This is a genomic window from Amycolatopsis roodepoortensis, assembly GCF_014873915.1.
Classification (GTDB): Bacteria; Actinomycetota; Actinomycetes; order Mycobacteriales; family Pseudonocardiaceae; genus Amycolatopsis; species Amycolatopsis roodepoortensis.
The window spans coordinates 1,895,274-1,916,379 of sequence record NZ_JADBEJ010000001.1; the positions used below are offsets into that span (position 1 = coordinate 1,895,274).

Annotated in this window: 20 protein-coding genes; 12 read left to right on the forward strand and 8 right to left on the reverse strand. The window is 68.4% G+C overall.

From position 1 onward, the window contains the following. Positions 1–349: 349 nt before the first annotated feature. Both H4W30_RS08685 and H4W30_RS08690 read left to right on the forward strand, forming a co-directional pair. Positions 350–1,429: an NAD(P)H-dependent amine dehydrogenase family protein gene (locus H4W30_RS08685; RefSeq protein WP_192742296.1), complete on the forward strand. Its 1,080-nt coding sequence runs from the start codon at positions 350–352 to the stop codon at positions 1,427–1,429. Further along, on the forward strand, positions 1,426–1,905 hold the full coding sequence (locus H4W30_RS08690; protein ID WP_192742297.1) for a carboxymuconolactone decarboxylase family protein: 480 nt from the start codon (positions 1,426–1,428) through the stop codon (positions 1,903–1,905). The genes H4W30_RS08685 and H4W30_RS08690 overlap by 4 nt, the downstream gene beginning before the upstream one ends. A gap of 42 nt (positions 1,906–1,947) precedes the next feature. Here H4W30_RS08690 and H4W30_RS08695 read toward each other — a convergent pair whose 3' ends face one another. Next, entirely contained in the window at positions 1,948–3,489 is a 1,542-nt protein-coding gene (locus H4W30_RS08695) for a GMC oxidoreductase (RefSeq protein WP_192742298.1), read from the reverse strand. Positions 3,490–3,662: 173 nt separating this feature from the next. Between H4W30_RS08695 and H4W30_RS08700 the strand changes: the two genes are divergently transcribed. Further along, entirely contained in the window at positions 3,663–4,028 is a 366-nt protein-coding gene (locus H4W30_RS08700; RefSeq protein WP_034318646.1) for an RNA-binding S4 domain-containing protein, read from the forward strand. Here the strand turns inward: H4W30_RS08700 and H4W30_RS08705 are convergent. Then, a complete protein-coding gene (locus tag H4W30_RS08705) occupies positions 4,014–5,003 on the reverse strand; it encodes an ArsR/SmtB family transcription factor (RefSeq protein WP_192742299.1) in 990 nt (329 codons plus the stop codon). The two genes, H4W30_RS08700 and H4W30_RS08705, sit on opposite strands and share 15 nt — an antisense overlap. Positions 5,004–5,051: 48 nt before the next feature. Here H4W30_RS08705 and H4W30_RS08710 point away from each other — a divergent pair, with 48 nt between their 5' ends. The 3 genes from H4W30_RS08710 to H4W30_RS08720 all read left to right on the forward strand — a co-directional run bounded on the left by H4W30_RS08710 (position 5,052) and on the right by H4W30_RS08720 (position 10,108). Continuing rightward, entirely contained in the window at positions 5,052–6,239 is a 1,188-nt protein-coding gene (locus tag H4W30_RS08710) for an MFS transporter (RefSeq protein WP_192742300.1), read from the forward strand. Positions 6,240–6,338: 99 nt separating this feature from the next. After that, on the forward strand, positions 6,339–8,666 hold the full coding sequence (locus tag H4W30_RS08715; protein ID WP_318780560.1) for a cellulose binding domain-containing protein: 2,328 nt from the start codon (positions 6,339–6,341) through the stop codon (positions 8,664–8,666). Beyond that, the gene (locus H4W30_RS08720; protein WP_192742301.1) at positions 8,663–10,108 is read left to right on the forward strand and encodes a cellulose binding domain-containing protein; all 1,446 of its coding nucleotides are present in this window, start codon (positions 8,663–8,665) and stop codon (positions 10,106–10,108) included. The genes H4W30_RS08715 and H4W30_RS08720 overlap by 4 nt, the downstream gene beginning before the upstream one ends. A gap of 44 nt (positions 10,109–10,152) precedes the next feature. Here the strand turns inward: H4W30_RS08720 and H4W30_RS08725 are convergent, their stop codons facing one another. Further along, positions 10,153–10,956, reverse strand: coding sequence for a class I SAM-dependent methyltransferase (locus H4W30_RS08725; RefSeq protein WP_192742302.1), 804 nt, complete (start codon positions 10,954–10,956; stop codon positions 10,153–10,155). 50 nt (positions 10,957–11,006) lie between these two features. Between H4W30_RS08725 and H4W30_RS08730 the strand changes: the two genes are divergently transcribed. Next, positions 11,007–11,579, forward strand: coding sequence for a TetR/AcrR family transcriptional regulator (locus tag H4W30_RS08730; RefSeq protein WP_192742303.1), 573 nt, complete (start codon positions 11,007–11,009; stop codon positions 11,577–11,579). A gap of 199 nt (positions 11,580–11,778) precedes the next feature. Here H4W30_RS08730 and H4W30_RS08735 read toward each other — a convergent pair whose 3' ends face one another. The 3 genes from H4W30_RS08735 to H4W30_RS08745 form a co-directional block, all read right to left on the reverse strand. Next, positions 11,779–12,612, reverse strand: coding sequence for a bifunctional 5,10-methylenetetrahydrofolate dehydrogenase/5,10-methenyltetrahydrofolate cyclohydrolase (locus H4W30_RS08735; protein ID WP_192742304.1), 834 nt, complete (start codon positions 12,610–12,612; stop codon positions 11,779–11,781). Then, a complete protein-coding gene (locus H4W30_RS08740) occupies positions 12,609–13,232 on the reverse strand; it encodes a cyclodeaminase/cyclohydrolase family protein (protein WP_126735132.1) in 624 nt (207 codons plus the stop codon). Before H4W30_RS08740 ends, H4W30_RS08735 begins: the two co-directional genes overlap by 4 nt. A gap of 121 nt (positions 13,233–13,353) precedes the next feature. Beyond that, on the reverse strand, positions 13,354–14,181 hold the full coding sequence (locus H4W30_RS08745; RefSeq protein ID WP_192742305.1) for a peptidoglycan-binding protein: 828 nt from the start codon (positions 14,179–14,181) through the stop codon (positions 13,354–13,356). 170 nt (positions 14,182–14,351) lie between these two features. Here H4W30_RS08745 and H4W30_RS08750 point away from each other — a divergent pair, with 170 nt between their 5' ends. The 3 genes from H4W30_RS08750 to H4W30_RS08760 all read left to right on the forward strand — a co-directional run bounded on the left by H4W30_RS08750 (position 14,352) and on the right by H4W30_RS08760 (position 18,770). Next, positions 14,352–14,807 carry a hypothetical protein gene (locus H4W30_RS08750; RefSeq protein WP_192742306.1) on the forward strand — a complete coding sequence of 152 codons (456 nt, stop codon included), beginning with the start codon at positions 14,352–14,354 and terminating at the stop codon, positions 14,805–14,807. Between the two features lie 189 nt (positions 14,808–14,996). Then, positions 14,997–17,330, forward strand: a complete 2,334-nt coding sequence (locus tag H4W30_RS08755) for a chitobiase/beta-hexosaminidase C-terminal domain-containing protein (RefSeq protein WP_192742307.1) — start codon at positions 14,997–14,999, stop codon at positions 17,328–17,330. An 81-nt stretch (positions 17,331–17,411) separates the two neighbouring features. Then, the gene (locus H4W30_RS08760) at positions 17,412–18,770 is read left to right on the forward strand and encodes an aldehyde dehydrogenase family protein (RefSeq protein ID WP_318780569.1); all 1,359 of its coding nucleotides are present in this window, start codon (positions 17,412–17,414) and stop codon (positions 18,768–18,770) included. A gap of 1 nt (position 18,771) precedes the next feature. Here H4W30_RS08760 and H4W30_RS43665 read toward each other — a convergent pair whose 3' ends face one another. Beyond that, positions 18,772–18,972 carry a hypothetical protein gene (locus tag H4W30_RS43665; protein WP_225948828.1) on the reverse strand — a complete coding sequence of 67 codons (201 nt, stop codon included), beginning with the start codon at positions 18,970–18,972 and terminating at the stop codon, positions 18,772–18,774. Next, on the reverse strand, positions 18,969–19,451 hold the full coding sequence (locus H4W30_RS08765) for a hypothetical protein (RefSeq protein WP_225948829.1): 483 nt from the start codon (positions 19,449–19,451) through the stop codon (positions 18,969–18,971). Before H4W30_RS08765 ends, H4W30_RS43665 begins: the two co-directional genes overlap by 4 nt. A 186-nt stretch (positions 19,452–19,637) precedes the next feature. On the opposite strand from H4W30_RS08765, the gene H4W30_RS08770 reads away from it, so the two are divergent. Together H4W30_RS08770 and H4W30_RS08775 are read left to right on the forward strand one after the other, a co-directional pair. Further along, positions 19,638–20,093: a DUF4383 domain-containing protein gene (locus H4W30_RS08770; RefSeq protein ID WP_192742309.1), complete on the forward strand. Its 456-nt coding sequence runs from the start codon at positions 19,638–19,640 to the stop codon at positions 20,091–20,093. 33 nt (positions 20,094–20,126) lie between these two features. Further along, positions 20,127–21,008 carry a manganese catalase family protein gene (locus tag H4W30_RS08775; RefSeq protein ID WP_192742310.1) on the forward strand — a complete coding sequence of 294 codons (882 nt, stop codon included), beginning with the start codon at positions 20,127–20,129 and terminating at the stop codon, positions 21,006–21,008. Positions 21,009–21,106 lie beyond the last annotated feature (98 nt).

Consider the following 21,106-nt stretch of genomic DNA (forward strand, 5'->3'; position numbering starts at 1 on the left):
CGACTCCCAAGGGAAAGTGAGCAGGAGGAGCCGCGCGCGAGGCAGCGGGGAACCCGGCCGGGCGCACGGAAACAGCGCTCCGGTCACCGGGAAGCGAGAGGACCGACCCCTAACGGCCGGACACGACGACTCGCCGCCGGATGACCGGCGGCGAGGTTCTGTCCGACTCGGGGCTCGTCACGGGACGCACACTACACACGTCCGCCGTCGCGTCTCAACCGGATTGGAACAGCCTCCGTTCCGCGTACCGGAACGCTTTCGTTGCCCGCCGGAATGAACCCGAGTAATGCGCTCTGACCTGCGGTTTTCCTAATTGTTTCGGTACTTGGATTCGGTTAACCTCGACCTCATGATTCCCACCGTTGTCTGGGGTACAGGCAACATCGGCCGTGCCTCCATCCGGGCCGTCGACGCGCATCCGGCGCTGGAACTCACCGGGGTGCTCGTGCACGATTCCGCGAAGGTCGGTCGTGACGCGGCCGCGCTCGCGGGAATCGACGGCGAACTGGGTGTGGCTGCGACCGATGATGTCGAAGCGATTCTGGCGGCGGGCCCCCGGGCGGTGGTGTACGCGGCGTCCGGAGACATTCGGCCCGCCGACGCGCTGGCCGACATCGTGCGCGCCGTCCGGGCCGGGGCGGTGGTGGTGACGCCCGCGCTCTACGCGCTGTACGACCAGCGCAACGCGCCCGCGGAACTGCGCGAGCCGGTGCTGGCGGCGATCGCGGAGGGCGGCGGGTCGCTCTTCGTCTCCGGGGTGGATCCGGGGTGGGGCAACGACATCCTGCCGTTGCTGATCAGCGGGTTCGGCACCACCGTGGACGTCGTCCGCTGCCAGGAGATCTTCGACTACTCCACCTACGATCAGCCGGATTCCGTCCGCTACCTGGTCGGGATGGGGCAGCCGATGGACTACGAGCCGCCGATGCTGGCCCCGTCGGTACCCACGATGGTGTGGGGCGGGCAGGTACGGCTGATCGCCCGCGGTCTCGGCGTCGACCTGGACGAGATCCGCGAGACGCTCGACCGCCGTCCGCTGGAGAAGACCGTGACCACGCGGGCGATGGGCGATTTCGAAGAGGGCACTCAGGGCGCGGTCCGCTTCGAAGTGCAGGGGATCGTGGCCGGTGAGCCCCGGATCGTCATCGAGCACGTCACCCGGATCCACTCGTCGTGCGCGCCGGACTGGCCGATGCCGCCCAGCGGCGACGGGGCGCACAAGGTGATCATCGAGGGCCGTCCCAGGATCGAAGTCTCGGTCGAGGCCGTCGACGAGGACGAGAACCGGTCCGCCGGCGGTAACGCGACCGCGGTCGGCAGGCTGGTCGGCGCCATCGACTGGCTCGCGGACGCGAAACCGGGCCTCTACGACGCACTCGACGTCCCCCTGCGACCGGCGACCGGCAAGCTCGGAAGGAGCGCGCGATGAACATCGACATTCCCGAGGGCAAGGACCCGATCGGCTACGTGTGGGGCGAGATGGTGCCCGGGATCGGCGTCGCGGCCTCGCAACTTTCGCTCGCGGTGTACTCGCACACCACGCTGGGGCTCCGCGAGTTCGAGGCGGCGCGGTTGCGGATCGCGCAGATCAACGGCTGCGTCTTCTGCCTGGACTGGCGGACCGAACGCGACGGGGTGAAGGTCGACGAGGAGTTCGCCGACGCGGTGACCGAATGGCGCACCACCGACGCGTTCGACGAGCGGACCCGGCTGGCCGCCGAGTACGCCGAACGCTACGCGCTCGACCACCACGGCATCGACGACGAATTCTGGAAGCGGATGGCCGAGCACTACAGCCAGAAGGAAATCGTCGAACTGAGTATGAGCATCGGCTCCTGGCTCGCCTTCGGGCGGCTGAACCACGTTTTGGGAATCGACACCGTCTGCGTTCTTCCGAAAATTTGAGAATAGACCGGGGTGGCGGCCCCGGCCTATTGCGGATCGTCGTCACAGATCGGTGGCGACGATCTTCTCTATGTTCCTTTCCGCCAGCGCGGTAATGGTGACGAACGGATTGACCGAGGTGTTCCCCGGAATCAGCGCGCCGTCGATCACGTAAAGCCCCGGATATCCGTGCAGCCTGCCGTAATTGTCGGTCGCCTTGCCGAGTATCGCGCCGCCGAGCGGGTGGTACGTGAGGTGGTCGCCCCAGATCTTGTACGCGCCGAAGAGGTCGGTCCGGTAGATCGTGCCTTCCTTGGAATTGATCTTGTCGAAGATCGTCTTGGCCATCTCGATCGAGGGCTGCTTCCACGCGGTCTGCCAGTCGAGGTCGACCCTGTTCGCGCTCGGGTTCCAGGAGAACGTCGCGCGGTGCGGGTTCTTGGTGATCGACAGATAGAACGAGGCGTAGGTCTCGATGCCGGTCGGCAGGGGCGCGACCTCGGCGAACGCGCCGCCCGCCGCCCAGTTGTCGATACCCGCGGTCGGGATGGACGACTGGAGCGCCCCGGTGGCGTCCCACATGTGGTTCGCCCGGCCGCACATGACGTTCCCGTTGTCGCCCCAGCCTTTTCCGACCTCGTTGCTGAGGTTCGGTAGCGCGCCGGTTGCCTTGAGCATGACCAGCAGCTTGCTCGTGCCGACGCTGCCGGCGGCGAAGAACACCTTGTCCGCGGTGACGGATTTCGTCGCCGTCACCGTGCCGCCGGTGTCGAGCTGCTCCATCACCACGGTGTACCCGCCGCCGGACGCGGGCGTCATCGACGTGACGCGGTGCAGCGGCGAGATCGTCACCCGGCCGGTCGCCTTGATCCGCGGGAGATAGGTCTGCTGCAGCGATTTCTTGCCGGCGTTGTTGCCGTAGAGGATCTCCCCGGCGAGCGCCGACCTCGGCACCGTGCCCGCCTGCTCCTTCTTCATGTACTCCCAGTCGTACACGTCCGGGACGAACAGGAACGGAAAACCGGACCGCTGCGCGTGTTTCCGGCCGACCCGCGCGTACTGGTAGCACTCGGCGGTCTCGAACCAGTCCGGGTCGATGGTGGCGACACCGAGACCCGCGTTGGCGCGCGGGTAGTAGACGCCGTACATCTCGTCGGCGTTCACCGTGGGAAGGACGGAGCCGAAGTTCTCGCGCTTCGGTGTGACGGCCATGCCGCCGTTCACCAGCGAGCCGCCGCCGACACCGCGGCCCTGATAGACGGTGATGCCGCCGAACTCCTCGGCGTCGAGGATCCCGGTGTGGCGCGGGACGTCCTTGTCCAGCGGGAAGCCGAGGAAGTTGCTCAACGGCTGCTTGGTCCTCGTCCTCAGCCAGAACGAGCGGTAGTCGGGCTTGGTGGTGTTGGCGAAGATCTTGCCGTCCGTGCCCGGTGTGTCCCAGGCCATGCCGAGTTCGACGAGATGGACGTCGACGCCGGCCTCGGCGAGCCGGAGCGCGGCGACGCAGCCGCCGTATCCGGAACCGACGACGAGTGCCGGGATTCGGGCGGCATCGGCGATCGAACTTTTCGCGGAAGCGGTCCCGCCGAGGGCGGCCGCGCCCAAGATAGAACCAGTTCCTGCAATAAAGAGGCGGCGGGATAACTGTCCGGAAGCGCTTCTCCGCATGGTTTCGTCGCTCACGTGATCTTCCTCACCGTTGAGGGATTTAGAACAAGTTATACCTGCGGCTATGCCGGGTGGCAATAAAGCGGACGGATGGGCCACTATGTACGGTTGTGGAGTCCACTCGAGTTGATCGCTGGCTGTGGGCCGTCCGGCTGACCAAGACGCGCCCGGACGCCGCGGCGGCGTGCCGTGGCGGCCATGTCCGCGTGAACGGCAAACCGGCCAAACCCGCGACCACGGTCGTGGCCGGTGACGAGGTGCGTGCGCGGGTGCACGACACGACGCGGATCCTGGAAGTCACGCGCGTGATCCAGAAACGGGTCGGCGCCGCCGACGCCGCGACCTGCTTCATCGACCGGACGCCCGCGCCGCCGCCCGAGGCCGCCATTCCGGTCGCGCGGCGGGAGCGTGGCGCTGGGCGTCCGACGAAACGAGAGCGCCGCGTGCTCGACCGGTTCCGCTCAGGTGAGCACTGACCCGTTGGCGCACAAGGTGTCGCCGAGCGCCGAGCGCGCGTAGAACACCTCGCGCCCGGTCCGGCGCCGGGTGATCAAGCCGGTGTCGTGCAGCACCTTCAGATGCTGACTGACCGCGCCGGGCGCCATCGAGAGCCGCCGGGCCAGCGCGGTCGTCGTCACGCTCTCGGTGAGGGCCACGAGCACGCGGGCGCGGGTCCGCCCGATCAGGGCGTCCAGTGCGCCGGTGGTCGGGACGACGTCCCGCGTCCACACGGTGGCGACGCCGGGCGCGGGATAGACCAGGATCGGCTGATACGGCTCGGCCATCACCGCGGTGTCGGGCCAGTGGAAGACGCTCGGGATCAGGATGAGCCCGTCGCCGCCCAGCGGCCCGCTGCGGTTCCATGCGCGGGTCCGCACCCGCAGCCGTCCGCCATCCCAGGAGATGTTCGGGTGCAGGTCGTTGAACAGTGCCCCGGCTCCGTCGCAGGCCAGCTGGCGGGACCGGCGGAGGATCTCGGCTTCGAACAGTCCCCGGATCTGTGGCCAGAACCGGGCCAGCGCGACGTCCCAGTACAGCCGCAGCTCTTCGGTGGCGCGCGCGACCCCCGCGGCGGGGTCCGCCAGGAACCGCTGTACGACGTCGCTCGCGGCGGCGGGGACCCGGGAGGCCTCCGCGACGGCCTCGTCGAGATCGGCGCGGGCGATCCGGTCGAGTTCGGCGTCGATGTCGGGAACCGGACTGGACGGCGGCGGAGTCAGGAAGTCCGCGAAGTAGGCGCCGAGCGGGACCAGCGCGAAGAGCAGACGCAGGTCGAGGTCGCGGAGGAGCGGACGAACGGCGCGGATCCACGGTAAGTGCACGGCATGCCTGCCGGGGTCCTGGAGCAGCCGCAGGCTGGCGATCGCCTCGGAAGCGGGGGAGAACGCGAAGCGCAACCGGGCCAGGTCGCTGGACGTGAAGTCGAACTCCGCCCACGAGGATTCAGCCACGATTGAAACTTTTATCGGCTCCGGTACCTCCGGTCAACGATGGACCGCATGATCACCCACACCTCCCCGCTCGCCGGGTCGCGGTCACTCCCGCGTCCGTTCTGGATGCTGTGGCTGGGGATCGTCGTCAACCGGGCCGGCGCGATGGTGCAACCGTTCCTGTCCGTCTACCTGACCCGCGTGCAGGGCTTCGGGATCGGCGAGACCGGCGCGGTGATGGCCGCGTTCGGGGTCGGCTCGGTGCTTTCGCATATGGTCGCGGGCAGGCTCGCCGACCGGTTCGGCCGCCGGGCGACGCTCACCGGCGGCATGCTCGCGACGTCGGTGTCGATGGTCCTCATGGGTGCCGCGAGCGGATTCGCGTTCGTGGCGGTGACGGCGTTCCTGCTCGGGCTCACCATCGAGTCCTACCGTCCCGCGTCGCAGGCGATGGTGGCCGATCTGGTCCCGCCTTCGGTCCGGCCGCGGGCGTACGGCCTGCTTTTCTGGGGCGTGAACCTCGGTTACGCCGTCGCGATGGTGGCGGGCGGCTGGTTCGCCGACCGCGGTGCGACGGCGATGTTCGGCGTCAACGCCGCCGTCGCGGTCGCCTTCGCGGTGCTCGTCTGGCGGGCGGTGCCGGAGTCCAGGCAGGCCGCACCGACGGGCGGCGCCTGGCGGTCGGTGCTCCGTGACCCGGTGATGCTCGCCTTCAGTATTGTGACGGCGGCCTACGGCGCCATGTACGCGCAGGCGTTCACCACCTTGCCGCTCGCCATGGCGGGCCAGGGGATCAGCGGAGTCCACTTCGGACTGGTCATGGCGCTCAACGGTGTCCTGATCGTCGCCGTGCAGCCCTTGGCCGGGAAGCGGCTCTCGCGGCTCGACCCCAACCGGGTGCTGGCGGCGGGGACGGCCATCGTGGCCACCGGGTTCGCCCTGACGGCCTTCGTGCACGATGAGGGAGGGCTCGCGGTCACGGTGGTGGTCTGGACGGCGGGGGAGATCGCGGTCGCGGGCTCGATCCCGACCATCGTGTCCCTCCTGTCGCCGCCCGCGCTGCAAGGCACGTACGCGGGGGTGTCCGGGATGAGCTGGTCGGTGGGCGCGGTTCTCGCGCCGGTGCTCGGTTCCCTGCTGCTGCCGTTGGGGCCGGGCCCGCTTTGGGGCGGTGTCGCCGCGGTGGGGATGGCCGCGGCCTTGGGGTCGATCGCTCTGGGCGGGCCGGTGCGGCTCCGTTCACATACATGGACATGATTCACATCCGTTGACGAGCGACAGGGACGTGAACTATAAAGACGAGGTCCGGGTGTACACGCCGCAACACCTTCCGTCAGTCCGTCACGGAGGTTTCGGGTGTCCCGAAAAAGTCCTCTTCGTCGTGCCGTTCTCCCGGCGGTCGCCGCCGTGGTCGCCACCGCCGCGCTCCTGCAGGTACCGCCCCAGGTGGCGTACGCGGCGCCGGGCCCCGGCGCGCTCCTCGGCCTCGACCTCGGAGCGGCCAATCGCCGCGCGCCGGTCCCTGGCCTCTACGACTGGTCCAAGGCCGGGTATCGCGGCGGTGCCGCGCTGCCCGGCTCTGGTGAGGTGAATCCGAACGCCACCTGCCAGGTCACCGCGGCCGAGCTGGCGAGCCAGTACAACGTCAAACCGGACGACGGCGCCGACGACACGAACGGGATCCAGGCGGCGATCGACGGGGTCAAGAGCGCGTGCTCGCCGTCCGGGAGTTACACCAAACTGAGCACGATCACCTTCCCGGCGGGCCGGTTCGACGTCACGCACGAGATTCACGTCGACGCCGACTACCTGATCCTGCGTGGTGCGGGCAAGGACGCCACGAAGTTCGTCTACAAACCCGACGCGAACACCCTCTACGACACCCTCACCCCGGACGGTTCCGACTGGGACGAGGACGGGATGACCTCGGGTGCGGGCAAGGGCGGATGGCTGTGGCCCGGTCGCGGCTTGTTCCGTGTCCAGTCCCGGGGAGTGCACACGTCCTACGCGAGCGACCACGCCTCGGCGCCCGCGAACCGCAAGGACATCTTCGAGGGCACGATCAACGTCCATTGGAAGGCCGGGGTGAAGCTGCGGGGCAAACCGGGCGACACCGCGTTCGCCGCGCGGACGGGGGACAAGGTCGTCCATCTGGCGAGCAGTGGGGCGCTGACCGCGCTCGCCGCCGGGAACCTGGTCAACATCAGGGCGGCCAACTCCCGGAAGTTCTACGAGCAGCAACAGGCGACGCCGACCACGTTCCCGTTGCTGAACATGCACATGCGCCAGCAGATCTTCACGATCGCGGCGCTCGACACGTCCGCGCGCACGATCACCCTGGACAAACCGCTCGAGTACGACGTCCCGGTGAACTCCACTTCGGACGGTTCGGCCCCGATCGACGGTGCCACCTACGACTCGAAGGCGGCACCGCTGGTCGACCCGGTGCTCGGTGTCGGGTTCGAGAACCTCGGCTTCACCCAGGATATGCCGGGCCTGCACCCCGCGGAGGCGAACAACAACTACGGGAACATGGCGCCGGCGGCGGAGATGCACGGGATCGTCTTCAAATGGGCGGCGAACTCCTGGGTCCGCGGTATCCGCGCGGATATGACGGGATCGCATCCGATCGTCACCGAGGAGGCCAAGAACCTCCAGATCGTCGACAACGAACTCCACGGATCGTGGAACAAGGGCAAGGGCGGCAACGGCTATTTCCGCGGCTCCCGGGTCTGGGATTCGCTCTACGCCGGCAACACCTCCACCCTGCTGCGGCATTTCACCTTCCAGTGGTCCGCCGCGGGCAACGTGGTGATCGGCAACTCGTTCGACTCCGATCTGAACCTGCACGGCGGCTGGGAACGCAACAACCTGTTCGAGCTCAACACGGTCAAGGTCCCGTACGCGCACCGCTCCGGGAACTGCCGGGCGAACTGCGGTGAGGAGGGCGGCGGCGGTCCCGACGACTCGAACTGGTTCCCGATCTGGTGGGGCGCGGGCAAGAAGGCGGTCAAGTGGTCGGGCGCTTCCGGGTACCGCAACGTGTTCTTCAACAACGCCATGACCAAGCAGCTCGCGGACAACGGCCCGTATAACGACTTCTACGCCGACCGGCATCGCGTCTACTCCTTCGGCTGGGACGGCGCCGCGTACAAACACCTCGACATCGGCGGCACACCGATCGCCGACTGGGCGAAGAACGAGCAGCGGGACTACACCGGAGGGCACGGCGTCGACGCGAGCAAGACCGACGCCGCGTCGTCGCTGTTCCTGAAGTCCGTCGACGGCACCCCGCCGTCTTCCCCGACTTCACCGACCTCGCCGACGAGCCAGAGCCCCACCACTTCGACGACGACCCAGACACCGAGCGCGTGCCTGAACGCGACGTTCACCCGCAAGTCGGTATGGGACAGCGGCTACGGAGGCGCCTTCACGATCAGCAACACCTGTTCGGCCGCCGTCGGTTCGTGGGCGGTCGAGTTCGACCTGCCCGCCGGGACAACGATCACCGGTTCGTGGAGTTCGGTGCTGACCAGGACCGGCCAGCACTACCGGTTCGGGAACGCGGCCCACAACGGGAGCGTCAAACCCGGCGGCACGGCGACGTTCGGCTTCAACGCCGCCGGTCAGGGACTGCCGGTCGCGTGCTCGATCGCCGGAACGAAATGCGGAGGCACGGAATGACGAGGAAACGACTGCTCGCCGCGATCGCGGCCACGGCGTCGGCGGCGGGCCTGTTCGGCGCTGTCGTCACCGCCGAGGCCGCCGCGCCCAGCCTGACCGCGACCTTCGCCCAGAGCTCGGCGTGGGACAGCGGATACGGCGGCAAGTACACACTCACCAACGCGGGTGACGCGAACAGTACACAGTGGACGATCGAGTTCGATCTACCCGAAGGCACCACGATCACGACGTCGTGGAGTTCGGTGCTCACCAGGACCGGCCAGCACTACAAGGTCACCAACGCCGGCTTCAACGGCACGATCAAACCCGGCGGCACCGCGTCGTTCGGCTTCAACACCAAAGGGCTCGGCCTGCCGACCGGTTGCACGGTCAACGGCAGCCCGTGCGGGGGAGGGGCGCCGAGCACCACCACGAACCCATCCACGACCACGACCAAACCGCCGACCACGACCACCAGCGTCCCCGCGGGAGACGTGATCGACGTGAGCACGGCGGCGGAACTACAGGCCGCGCTGGCCGCCGCGAGGCCCGGCCAGACCATCCGGCTGGCCGCCGGAACCTATCGGGGTTCGTTCGTGGCCACGAAACCCGGCACGGCGGGCGCGCCGATCACGGTGACCGGACCGGCGACGGCGGTCCTGATCAACGACGGCCCGTCCGGTGAAGCGCCTTCCTGCCCGGCGCCGACCGCGGGCTGGGACTCCGGGTACGGGTTCTGGCTCTACGGCGCGCCGTACTGGCACCTCAAGGGCTTCACCGTGCAGGAGTCGAAGAAGGGCATCGTCGCGGACAACTCGCACCACACCGTGATCGAGGGAGTGCGAGTGCACCGGATCGACGAGGAGGCCGTGCACTTCCGCCGTTCCTCGGCGGACAGCGTCATCCGCGATTCGACGATCAGCCACACCGGCCTCGTACAGGCGGGTTACGGCGAGGGCGTCTACCTCGGCTCGGCGAATTCCAACTGGGCGTGCCACGGGAACTCCGGCGGGGCCGACCGCAGCGACCGGATCCAAGTGCTTGACAACCACATCGGACCGTACGTCGCGGCGGAGGCCATCGATGTCAAGGAGGGCACCGTGGACGGTGTCATCCGGGGCAACACCTTCGACGGCCAAGGGGTTTCCGGGCAGAACTCGGCCGATTCCTGGGTCGACGTCAAGGGATCCGGTTACGTGATCGAGGGGAACACCGGCACCTTCGCTTCGCCGGGGACGTTCGCGAACGGCTACGAGACGCACAATCCCGGGACCACCCCGTCGTTCCCGAACGGGTGCGGGAACGTGTGGCGGGACAACAAGTCCGATCTCGGCGGGGTCGGCCAGTACGCCATTAAGATCACGTCGACGTCGAAGTGCTCGGACCGGCCCAACGTCGTCCATGCGTCCAACACCGTGTCGAGGGCGGTGAACGGGCTGACCAATATCCCCGTCACGCCTTGACGGGCGCCGGTGACGGGAGCGGCGCGGCTCCCGTCACCGGCGGGTCAGTCCCGGACCGCGGTGATCGCGACGGTGGCGTAGCGGACGGTGAACCGTCCTCCCATCTTGTCGATCGCCGCGCCGACCTCAGCGAGGATCTCTTGTCGCACTGCGGATTCGACCCAAGTCAGCGAGCCGAACGTCGGAAGCTGGTCCAGCCATTCGTCCCGGGTGTAGACCCGGTCCCAGTCGTGGCGGCTTCGTTCCGGCTCAGCGAACCCGCCCGCTTCGCGCAGGCCGTCGGCGACCTTCACGATGAGTGGCCCGTACGGGTCAGAGGGTTGTTTCGGCACGCTGTCGAGGTCGATCGGGGAATCCGGCACGAGCCGCCGGTACGCGTCCGCCAAGGCGTTCGCGACCTCTTCCGGCGGTTCGGGTACGTGCCAGAACGCGGCCAGGAGTCCGCGGGGCCGTAGTACTTCGGCGGCTTTCGCGGCGCCCGCCACCGGGTCGACCCAGTGCCAGGCCTGCCCGGAGACGAGCAGATCGAACCGGCGTCCGGCCGGCTCCCATTCCTCGAACTTCGCGACGTCGACGTCGATGCCGCTCCGGCGGGCGAACTCGGCCATCCGCGAGTCCGGCTCGACGCCCAGCACGCGACAACCCGCGGCCTGGAACTGGCGCGCTTCGATTCCGGTGCCGGCGCCCACGTCGAGGACCTCGCGGCCGGGGGCGGCGGCGATGAGGTGACCGATGAGTTCCGGGGGATAGGCGGGCCGGGTCCGGTCGTAGCGTTCGACGTCCGCGCCGAAGGATTCCGCGGCCTGTCGATAGCGGTGAGGCTCTTGCCCCGAGGGTAGAGTGGGCATGCGCCCACCTTAAGTGGGCACTTGCCCACTCGTCAACGCAAGGGAGCCGTATGCCGACCGGGGTAGCCCTGCGCGCCGTCCGCGCGCAACTGTTCGACGCGGCGGAGCGTGTCCTGCTGCGGGACGGGCCGAGCGGGCTCACCAGCCGCGCCGTGACCACTGAGGCGGACTGCGCGAAAGGCGTGCTCCATCGGCATTTCGACGACTTCGACGGATTCCTGGCCGAGTTCGTGCTGGACCGGATCGAGAAGTTGGACGAGAAGGGTCTGCGGGAGGCCGTCGGTACCGGAACGGTGGTGGACAACCTCACCTCGGCGCTCACCGCGGTGTTCGAGTCGGTCGCGGTCGCGATCGTCCCGCTCGTGATCTTCCGCGACGAACTACGCGCCCGCTTGCGCCGCGAGTGGCCAGCGGGGGTTCCGGTGCTGACCCAGGCCGCCGTCATGATCGGCGGCTATCTCGACGCGGAACGGGCGAAGGGCCGGGTCGCGGCGGACGCCGACGTCGAGACCCTCGCGGCGACGCTCATCGGTGCGACACACCTGCTCTACGCCGACCGCACCGCTCCGGCGCCGGAGGTGGCCCAGGTGCGGAAGGTGGTGGAGACGGTGATCGGGACGTAACTCACGTGCTTGAAGGCGTAACTCACGTGATTGGAGGCGTAACTCACGTGATTGGAGGCGTAACTGGCGTGATTGGAGGCGTAACTTCGTGTGCTGTCTCTGATCACGCGAGTTACGCGTCTGATCACGCGAGTGCGGCGCCTGATCACGGGCAAGCGAAAGGCGGCGAGTCCTCAGTGGACTCGCCGCCTCCGGTGGATCAGGACTGCGCGGCGGTGACGGTGTGCCGCAGCAGCAGCGACGTCGTGACCGGGCCGACGCCACCGGGGACCGGCGTGATCGAACCGGCGATCTCCTGGACCGTGGCCTGGTCGACGTCGCCGACGAGACCGCCTTCGGGAGTCGGGTTGGTGCCGACGTCGATCACCACGGCGCCGGGCTTGACGTGGTCCGCGCCGATGAAGTGCGCGCGGCCGACGGCCACGACCAGGACGTCGGCGGTCTTGGTGACCGCCGCGAGGTCCTTGGTGCGGGAGTGGCAGACGGTGACCGTCGCGTGCTCGCCGAGCAGCAGCAGCGCGGCGGGTTTGCCGACGATGGTCGAGCGGCCCACCACGGCGACCTGGGCACCGGACAGGGCGACCTGCTCGCGCTTCAGGATCTCCAGCACCGCGGCGGCGGTGGCGGGCGCGTAGGTCGGGAGGCCCGCGGTGAGACGGCCGAGGCTGACCGGGTTGGCGCCGTCGACGTCCTTGGCCGGATCGATATGCGCGCCGACGTGGTCGAGCGTGACCCCTTCGGGCAACGGGGTCTGGCAGATGATGCCGTGGACCGACGGGTCGGCAGAGAGCTTGTCGAGTTCGCGGGTGACGTCCTCGCCGGTCGGCTTTTCGAGCTGGACCACGCGGCAGTCGACGCCGACCTTCTTCGCGGCACGCTCGATCGAGCGGACGTACCAGGCGGTGGCGTCGTCGTCGGTCGGCACGAGCACGGCGAGCGTCGGGGCGGTGCCCGATTCGCGGAGCTTGGCGGCGGTCTCGGTGACCTCGGCGGTGATGGCGGCGGCGATCGCGCGTCCGTCGATCAGGGTCATCGGGCGAGCCTTTCGCGAACCTGGGCGATGAGGGCGTCGGCGCGCCCGGCGGCGGGGGTGTACTCGGTGAGGCGGGCCTCGGTCTCCTTGCGGAGCTGCTCGTCGGCCATGGACGCGAGGTTCACCTCGACGTTGACCACGCCGGATTCGAGCGCGGACTTGGCGGACGAAGCCGCGACGGCGATGTCGGAGATGACGTTGGTGTTGGCGCCTTCGAGGATCGACGCGGCGACGTCGATGACCTCGGCGGCGAGGGCGGCCGTGCGCAACGGGACCTCGGCGGCGCCGACCAGCGCGGCCTGGATCGCGGCGGTGCGCGCCTGCTTCTCCTCGTCGGTGGCCTTGGGGAGCTTGTACGCGGCGACCACGGCGTCGAACGCGGCGGCGTCGTCGGCGGCGAGGCCTAGAGCGCGCGCACGGAGGTCTTCGGCCTTGGCCAGCGCCTCGGTCATGGTGGCCTCGTGCTCGGCGTACTTCGGCTTGCCGATGGTCAGGTTGCACACCATGGAGACCAGGGCGGCACCGACCGCGGCGTTCATCGCGGCGCCCGCGCCGCCACCGGGCGTCGAGGCCTTCGATGCCAGCTCGTCGAGCCACTGACCGACCGGTTGAGCCTCCACGCGATGTTCCCTTCCCGCTGGTTTTGCCGTCGCGCCGAAGCCTACCCGGGGGTTCCCGGACAGCCCGAAGGCCACCTTCGCGACGATCGACGTCGGCGAAGGTGGCCTTCGGCCAGCGGGGTCAGGACCGCTGGTACTCCTCCCAGGTCAGCTTCGGCGTGACGGCGGGGCCGTCGTCGGAACCGCGGCCGGCGAGGCCGTTGTAGCCGAGGTAGTAGTCACCGGCCTGGTGCTGCGCACCCGACGACAGGTCCGGATCGGACAGCGCGATGGCGTGGATGTGGTAGGCGAAACCCTGCGCCGGGGTCCGGACCCAAGCCGCGAAGCCCACCTGACGCAGCTTCCGGGCGACGTCGGTCCGCGTGGTCGAGGACATGCCCTCGACGCCGATGTCGAGCGCGCCGCCACCGTCGTGCGTCCCGGCCGAAGCGCCGACGCCGCCGGGGTTGTACGAGCCCTGCGTGATGGTGAGCTGCCTGCCGAGCAGACCCTCGGCCTTCACCAGCATCGCCTTGGTCCGCGTGTTCATCGTCTTGCCGTGGTAGGTCAGGCGGCTACCCGCCGAAACCACCGCGGTGACGGTGTACCGGCCCTCGCCCAGCTTCTCGAGCGACGTCTTGCCCGGCAGGCCGGAGGCGTCGATCCCGGTGTAGCCCAGCGACTTCTGGTAGCTGGAGTACGCCGTGATGGTCGACGTCCCGAAATGGCCGTCGACGTACTGCTGGGCGAGCAGTCCCTTGTCGGCCAGCGCCTGCTCCACCAGCACCACGCTGTCCTTGGCGCCGGGGGTCAGGGCGCTGTCGGCCCGGCGCGGGTCGATCTGTGCGGCCTTGAGCACCGCTTCCATGCTGGCCGCGGGCAACGCGGTCACTTCGGCGCCGGCCGGTGCGGCGGCCACGCCGAGGGAGAGCGCGGTCGCTGTCGCGAGCACGGCTACCTTGGTCAACAATTCCTGCCTCCTGAGCGGATTCGGTTGTCCGGGCAGCATGGGCAGCGTGAATACAAGGGCCGTACAAACGAACCTTTCTCAGGTCCCTGTCCCCCGGACGGGTGTCACTCCGGCGAAATCGGAAACGAGCTGATAAGACTTCCGGTGGACGCCGAAAGGTCGAGACCCACATGGTGCTACGGACTCAGCCACCCTCAAGGGCTCATCTCAGACTGCTCTCGGCGGCGGACTCGGCCCCGCCGGCGCGGCGCCGGGACCGGTACAGCGAGATTCCCGACCGGCGGCTCGCCGCGATCCTCGCCGCGGAGGACGTGGCCGAGGAACACGGGCTGAGCGCGCACGTCCGGACGACGTGTTACGTCCACCGCGGCTGGGTGCATCAGTGCATCTCGGATCCGATGCACGTCCTGGTCGTTACCGGGCATCGCTGGTGCCGCCGCTGCGATCGCACGGTCGAAGTCCGGGTCGAGGAGGCCTTCCCGGGCTCGGTCGAGCTCTTCTGCGACGGTTGCGGTGTCCCGCCGGACACCGTCGCGAACCGCGAGGTCCTCCTGGCCTGCCGGACCAGTCTGAGCGCCATGCACGGCGGGGAAGCGTCGACGCTCTACGTCGTCCCCGACCGCTGACCGGCACCCGATCGCACCCTCGGCGGCCGCCGAACGGCCGTATCGCCTTGCGTCGTCCGGGGCAGCCAATGGTTTGGACCACCACTGTTACCGAAGCGTGATCTGGACATATCGCACGGACGGCTACTTTGTTGTGGCGCGCAACGAATTGCTTCGCCCGTGGATTTCCAACGCCGGAGGTGTCACGACGTGAACCGGATCCTTGTGCGGCCCCCACGGCGGAAAGGGGTGCGCGGCGTGCTCGCCGCCGGCCTTTCCGCGCTCCTGATCGCGAGCGGGCTGGGCGGTGCCACCGCCGCGGCCGCCGACTACAGCCAGAGTGCCGCCTCCTTGAACACGAGTCAGGCACAGTTCTCCTTCACGCCGTCGACACCCGCGCGGTACGTCGACATCCACTACACCGGCGTCCCGGGGGTGGGGCAGCAGAACGTACGGATGACGGAAAACGGTGGGACGTGGCGGCACACCGTCGGCTCGCTGTCGGCGGGCACGGTGCTCGACTACTGGTTCACCTACGAGAAGAGCGGGCCGCAGTACGACACCCCGCACTTCACGTACACCCACGGCGGCAGCGGCACGACCGTCGCCTCGCCGACGTTCGATCCACCGGGTGGCAGCTATCCGAGCGCCCGCTCGGTGACGTTGTCGAGCGCGACCGCCGGCGCGACCATCCGGTACACAGTGGACGGTTCCACGCCGACCGCGTCGTCCACTGTGTACACCGGCCCGATCACGGTCTCCGCCACCTCGACGATCTCCGCGATCGCGCTCAAGTCCGGTTCGGCGAACTCCCCGGTGGCGTCGGCGAGCTACACCATCGGATCGACGCAGGCCACGTGCCCGGCGCAGGCGGAGGTCCCGGACTTCGGCCCGAACGTGCGGATCTTCGACCCCGGGATGTCGGCGTCGTCGATCCAGGCCAGGCTCGACGCGGACTTCAACGCGCAGAAGGACACCCTGACCGCGCAGTTCACCGAACGCCGGTACGCGCACCTGTTCAAGCCAGGCGTGTACAACGGCATCCACGACAATATCGGCTACTACACCTCCGTCGCGGGGCTCGGGCAGAACCCGGGCGACGTGGTGATCAACGGCGACGTGACCGTCGACGCGTTCAACGAGTCGGACAAGGGTGTGGCGCTGCAGAACTTCTGGCGCTCGGCGGAGAACCTGGCCGTCGTCCCGAGCAGCGGATCGACCCGCTGGGCCGTCGCGCAGGCCGCGCCGTTCCGCCGGATGGACATCCGCGGCGGGCTCCAGCTCTATCCGGCCAGCTACGGGTTCGCCAGCGGTGGCTACACCGCCGACAGCAAGGTGTCCGGACAGACCGCGTCGATCTCGCAGCAGCAGTGGTACACCCGGGACAGCAGCTACGGCAGCTGGGACGGCGGGGTCTGGAACATGGTCTTCTCGGGGACGAGTGGCGCGCCCGCGAACACCTTCCCGAACCCGCCGGAGACGACGCTCGGCACCACGCCGGTGTCCCGTGACGTCCCGTATCTGTACCTCGACGGCTCCGGCAAGTACCGCGTCTTCCTGCCTTCGTTGCGCACCAACGCTTCCGGGCCGAGCTGGGCCAACGGCGGCACCCCCGGCAGCTCGCTGCCGATGAGCCAGTTCTACGTGGTGAAGGCGGGGGACACGGCGGCGTCGATCAACACCGCGCTCTCCCAGGGCTGCAACCTGTTCTTCACGCCGGGCGTCTACCACCTGAACCAGACGCTCAACGTGACGAAGGCGAACACCGTCGTCCTCGGCGTCGGCTACCCGACGCTGGTGCCGGACAACGGTGTCGACGCGATGAAGGTCGCCGACGTGGACGGCGTCCGGATCAAGGGCCTCCTGTTCGACGCCGGGACGACCAACTCGCAGTCGCTGCTCACGGTCGGGCAGGCGGGCTCGACGGCGAACCACTCCGCGAACCCGACCACCCTGCAGGACGTGTTCTTCCGGATCGGCGGCCAGATCGCCGGGAAGGCGACGAACAGCCTGATCGTCAACAGCCGTGACACGATCATCGACCACATCTGGGCCTGGCGGGCCGACCACGGCAACGCGGGCACCTACGGCTGGACGATCAACACCGGTGACACCGGCGTGGTCGTCAACGGCGACAACGTGCTGGCCACCGGCCTGTTCGTCGAGCACTACCAGAAGTACCAGGTGATCTGGAACGGCCAGAACGGCAGGACGATCTTCTTCCAGAACGAGATCCCGTACGACGTCCCGGATCAGGCAGGCTGGAAGAGCCCCAACGGGCTCAACGGATACGCCGCGTACAAGGTGGGGGACAACGTGACCTCGCACGAGGCGTGGGGTCTTGGCAGCTACTGCTTCTTCAACGACAACCCGTCGGTGAACCTGTATCACGCGTTCGAGGTGCCGAACCGCTCCGGCGTCCGGTTCCACAACATGGTGACGGTCTCGTTGAACTACAAGGGGACCATCACGCACGTGATCAACGACGCCGGGGCGGTGACGCCACCGGACACGCGGCCGAGCAACCTGGTGAGCTACCCGTAGCGCCGGCCTGGGGCGCCAGAAGTACGTGAAGGCCCCCTTCACTGCGCTAGACGCAATGAAGGGGGCCTTCACGTAGTCTGTATAACGCCCTATACCGAGCGGCGACAAGCGCCCGCGGTTAGGCTCAGGACCATGATCAGCAAGGATGCCCAAGCCGTCGTCGGAGAATTGCGTGACTTCTTCCGATCCGGCGTCACGAAGCCGGTGGACTGGCGGCGGACGCAGCTCGCAGGCCTCAAGAGGCTCCTGTCCGAGCAGGCCGACGTCTTCGTAGAGGCGCTCTACGCCGATCTGCGCAAGAACGCCGTCGAGGCCAAACGTGCGGAGATCGCGCTCGTGCGCAACGAGATCGACCACACGCTGGAGAATCTCGACGCCTGGCTGACCCCGGAGCCCGCCGGTCTCCCGAACCCGCTGCGACCGGGCGAAGGCCGCGTCGTACGCGAGCCGCTCGGGGTCGCGCTGATCATCGGGCCGTGGAACTACCCGTTGCAGCTGGTGCTCGCGCCGCTCGTCGGGGCGTTGGCGGCGGGCAACTGCGCGGTCGTGAAACCGAGCGAACTGTCCCCGAACACCTCGGCGGCGATCGCGGAGCATCTGCCGGACTACGTCGAGGGCGTCCGGGTCGTCGAGGGGGCGATCCCCGAGACGACGGCGCTGCTGGAGCAGAAGTTCGACACCATCTTCTACACCGGGAACGGCACGGTGGGCCGGATCGTCATGGCCGCGGCGGCGAAGCATCTCACGCCGGTCACGCTGGAACTGGGCGGGAAGAGCCCGGCGATCGTCGAGCCGGGTGCGGATCTCGCGGTGACCGCGCAGCGGCTCGCGTACGGCAAGTTCGCCAACGCCGGCCAGACCTGTGTCGCGCCCGACTACGTCCTCGCGATCGGTGACACCGGCCCGAAACTGGCTGAGCACCTGGCCGAGACGGTCCGTGCGATGTTCGGCGAGGACCCGGCCACCAGCGACTCCTACGGCCGGATCATCTCGACGCGCCATCACGACCGGCTCGCCGCCTTGCTTGGTGACGGAACGGTCGTCGTCGGCGGTCAGGCCGATCGCGACGAGAAGTACATCGCGCCCACCGTGCTCACCGGCGTCTCTCCGGACGCCCCGGTGATGCGGGACGAGATCTTCGGCCCGATCCTGCCGATCATCGACGTTCCCGACGTCGACGCGGCGCTGGCGTTCGTCAACGAGCGCGACAAGCCACTGGCGTTGTACGCCTTCACCGAATCGGAGGAGACGAAGCGCCGCATCGAGACGGAGACGTCGTCGGGCGGGCTGGTGTTCGGTGCCGCGATCATCCACCTCGCGGCGCCGGAACTGCCGTTCGGCGGTGTGGGGGAGAGCGGGATGGGCCGCTACCACGGGCGCTACTCGATCGACAACTTCAGCCATGTGAAGGCCGTGCTGGACAAGCCGCTCGCGGGGTGAATCAGCGGCCTGCCCGGCTGCCCTCGTAGGCGCGCTCACGGAGCCCGCTGATCCAGCCGGGCCGCAGCTCCCAGCCGGGCGGTGGGTTGAGCATCGGATCGATGGCGGGACGAGGGGAGTCGTCGTCGACCTCGTCGAGGGTCAGCCTCGCGCAGGGGTTCCGATGTCCGTTCGCGCGGACGGTCTCGAAGAGGAAGGTCACCGGCCTTCGGTCACCAGCCGCCTCAATCCGTCCAGCGACGCTTCGGCGTGCCGTGGCCTCTCAGCGCGGGCCGACAGCCAGACCAGTCCGCCCTTGGTGCGGTAGGGCAGCAACGTGCTGTAGCGGCCGGCGGTCCAGGTGCGAGCCGGCCGCGGGAGCACGCGGCCGACGAGACCGGTGCCCGAAGTGGTCAACGTGAGATCCCACGGATGGCCTCCGACGGCGGGGATCCGCACCGCCAGCCCCAGCGCGTCAGGCACGCGTCCCGGAAGACCGGCGCCCTTGGACATCCGCACGGTGACGGCGACCGGTTCCTCCGGCAGGGCGAGCTCATCGCGTCGTAAAGCCTGAAATTCACCATTGAGCAGTAGACCGTTCGGGTGGAAGGCCCTGGCGCCGCGAAGTGCCGCCAGCGCGTGAAATCCGGCGCGGAAAAGCCTGCCGGCGGGCCCGGCCTGCGGTGTGTCGTCCTCGGCCACGATTTCCACCCTCCTGATGACGTATGTGCTCCGCAGGGGCTACCCCGGACAGGCCGGGTTACACGGGAATTCGCACGGAATCGAAAACCCCCGTTTCCCGGTGTGACGGGCTTTCCCCCGGGTACTCGCGTGCTGTTCGCCCATCGGGCGTCCGACAGTCCTGTTCCACCTGGATCGGAGGAAATCATGACTGCATCGCCGGCCACTGTTCGGCGGGCACCGCGCCAGCTCATCGCCCTCGGCGTGGGCGCGGTCTTCCTGCTCGTCGGCATTCTCGGCTTCATCCCCGGCGTCACCACGAACTACGACCAGCTGGGCGGTGCCGGGCACGAGTCCGGTGCGTTGCTGCTCGGCGTGTTCCAGGTGTCGATCCTGCACAACATCGTCCACCTGGCGTTCGGCGTCGCGGGCATTCTGCTGGCCCGGACGGTGAGCGGCGCGAAGGCCTTCCTTGTCGGAGGCGGGGTGATCTACCTCGTGCTCTGGCTGTACGGGCTGCTGATCGACCACGGGTCGGCGGCGAATTTCGTGCCGGTCAACACCGCCGACAACTGGCTGCACCTCGGGCTCGCCATCGGGATGATCGCACTCGGGCTCATTCCGCTCTCCGGTTCCAAGGCGCCGATCGCCGACTCGCGCTGACCTGTTCTCCCCTGAATTCTCTGGAGGTTTTCTGTGTTCCGTCATACCAAATCGCTCCAATTCGAGGCCAAACCCGAAAAACCGGACGCTTTGTACGCCCGTAAGCTGCAGGAGCTCATCGGCGGCGCCTACGGTGAAATGACCGTCACCATGCAGTACCTGTTCCAGGGCTGGAACTGCCGGATCGAAGGCAAGTACAAGGATCTGATCATGGATACGGCGACCGAGGAGATCGGGCACGTCGAAATGCTCGCGACGATGGTCGCCCGGCTGCTCGAAGGGGCGCCGGCCACCACGATGGCCGAAGCCGTGAAGGATCCGGCCACCGCGGCGATCCTCGGCGGGATGGATCCCCAGCAGGCGATCATCTCCGGTGGCGGCGCCACACCGAGCGACAGTCAGGGCTACCCCTGGAACGGCCGCTACGTCGTGGCGTCGGGCAATCTGCTGGCCGATTTCCGGGCGAACGCCGCGGCCGAGGCACAGGGTCGCTTGCAGACGGCCCGGTTGTACAACATGACCGACGACCCCGGTGTGAAGGCGATGCTGCAGTTCAACCTCGCGCGGGACACGGTGCACCAGAAGCAGTGGCTCGCCGCGATCGAGGAACTCAAGGCCGACGGCCTGGAAAGCGACATCGCGCCGACGGCGTTGTTCGACGAGGAGAACCAGGAGCACAACAACACCATCTGGCATCTGTCCGACGGCCCGGACGGCTCGAAGGGCGGCTGGAGCTTCGGCGAAGACGGCATCGAGTACCTGATGGAGCCTGAGCCGCTCGGCGGACCGGGCACCGCTCCGAAGCCCGATCCCGCGCTTTACGGCACCTACGCCCCGCTGCAGGACGCGGTCGGGACGGTCAAGGGCAAGGTCAAGGACGCCAAGAAGAAGGCCACCAAGTCGAGCAAGAGCTAGCGCTCCGATGTGAAGGGCTCCTCCCCGCGGCCGAGGGGAGGAGCCCTTCACATGCGTGGGTGATGGCCTTGCCACAGGGGCGCGGGCGCTTCCTTGAC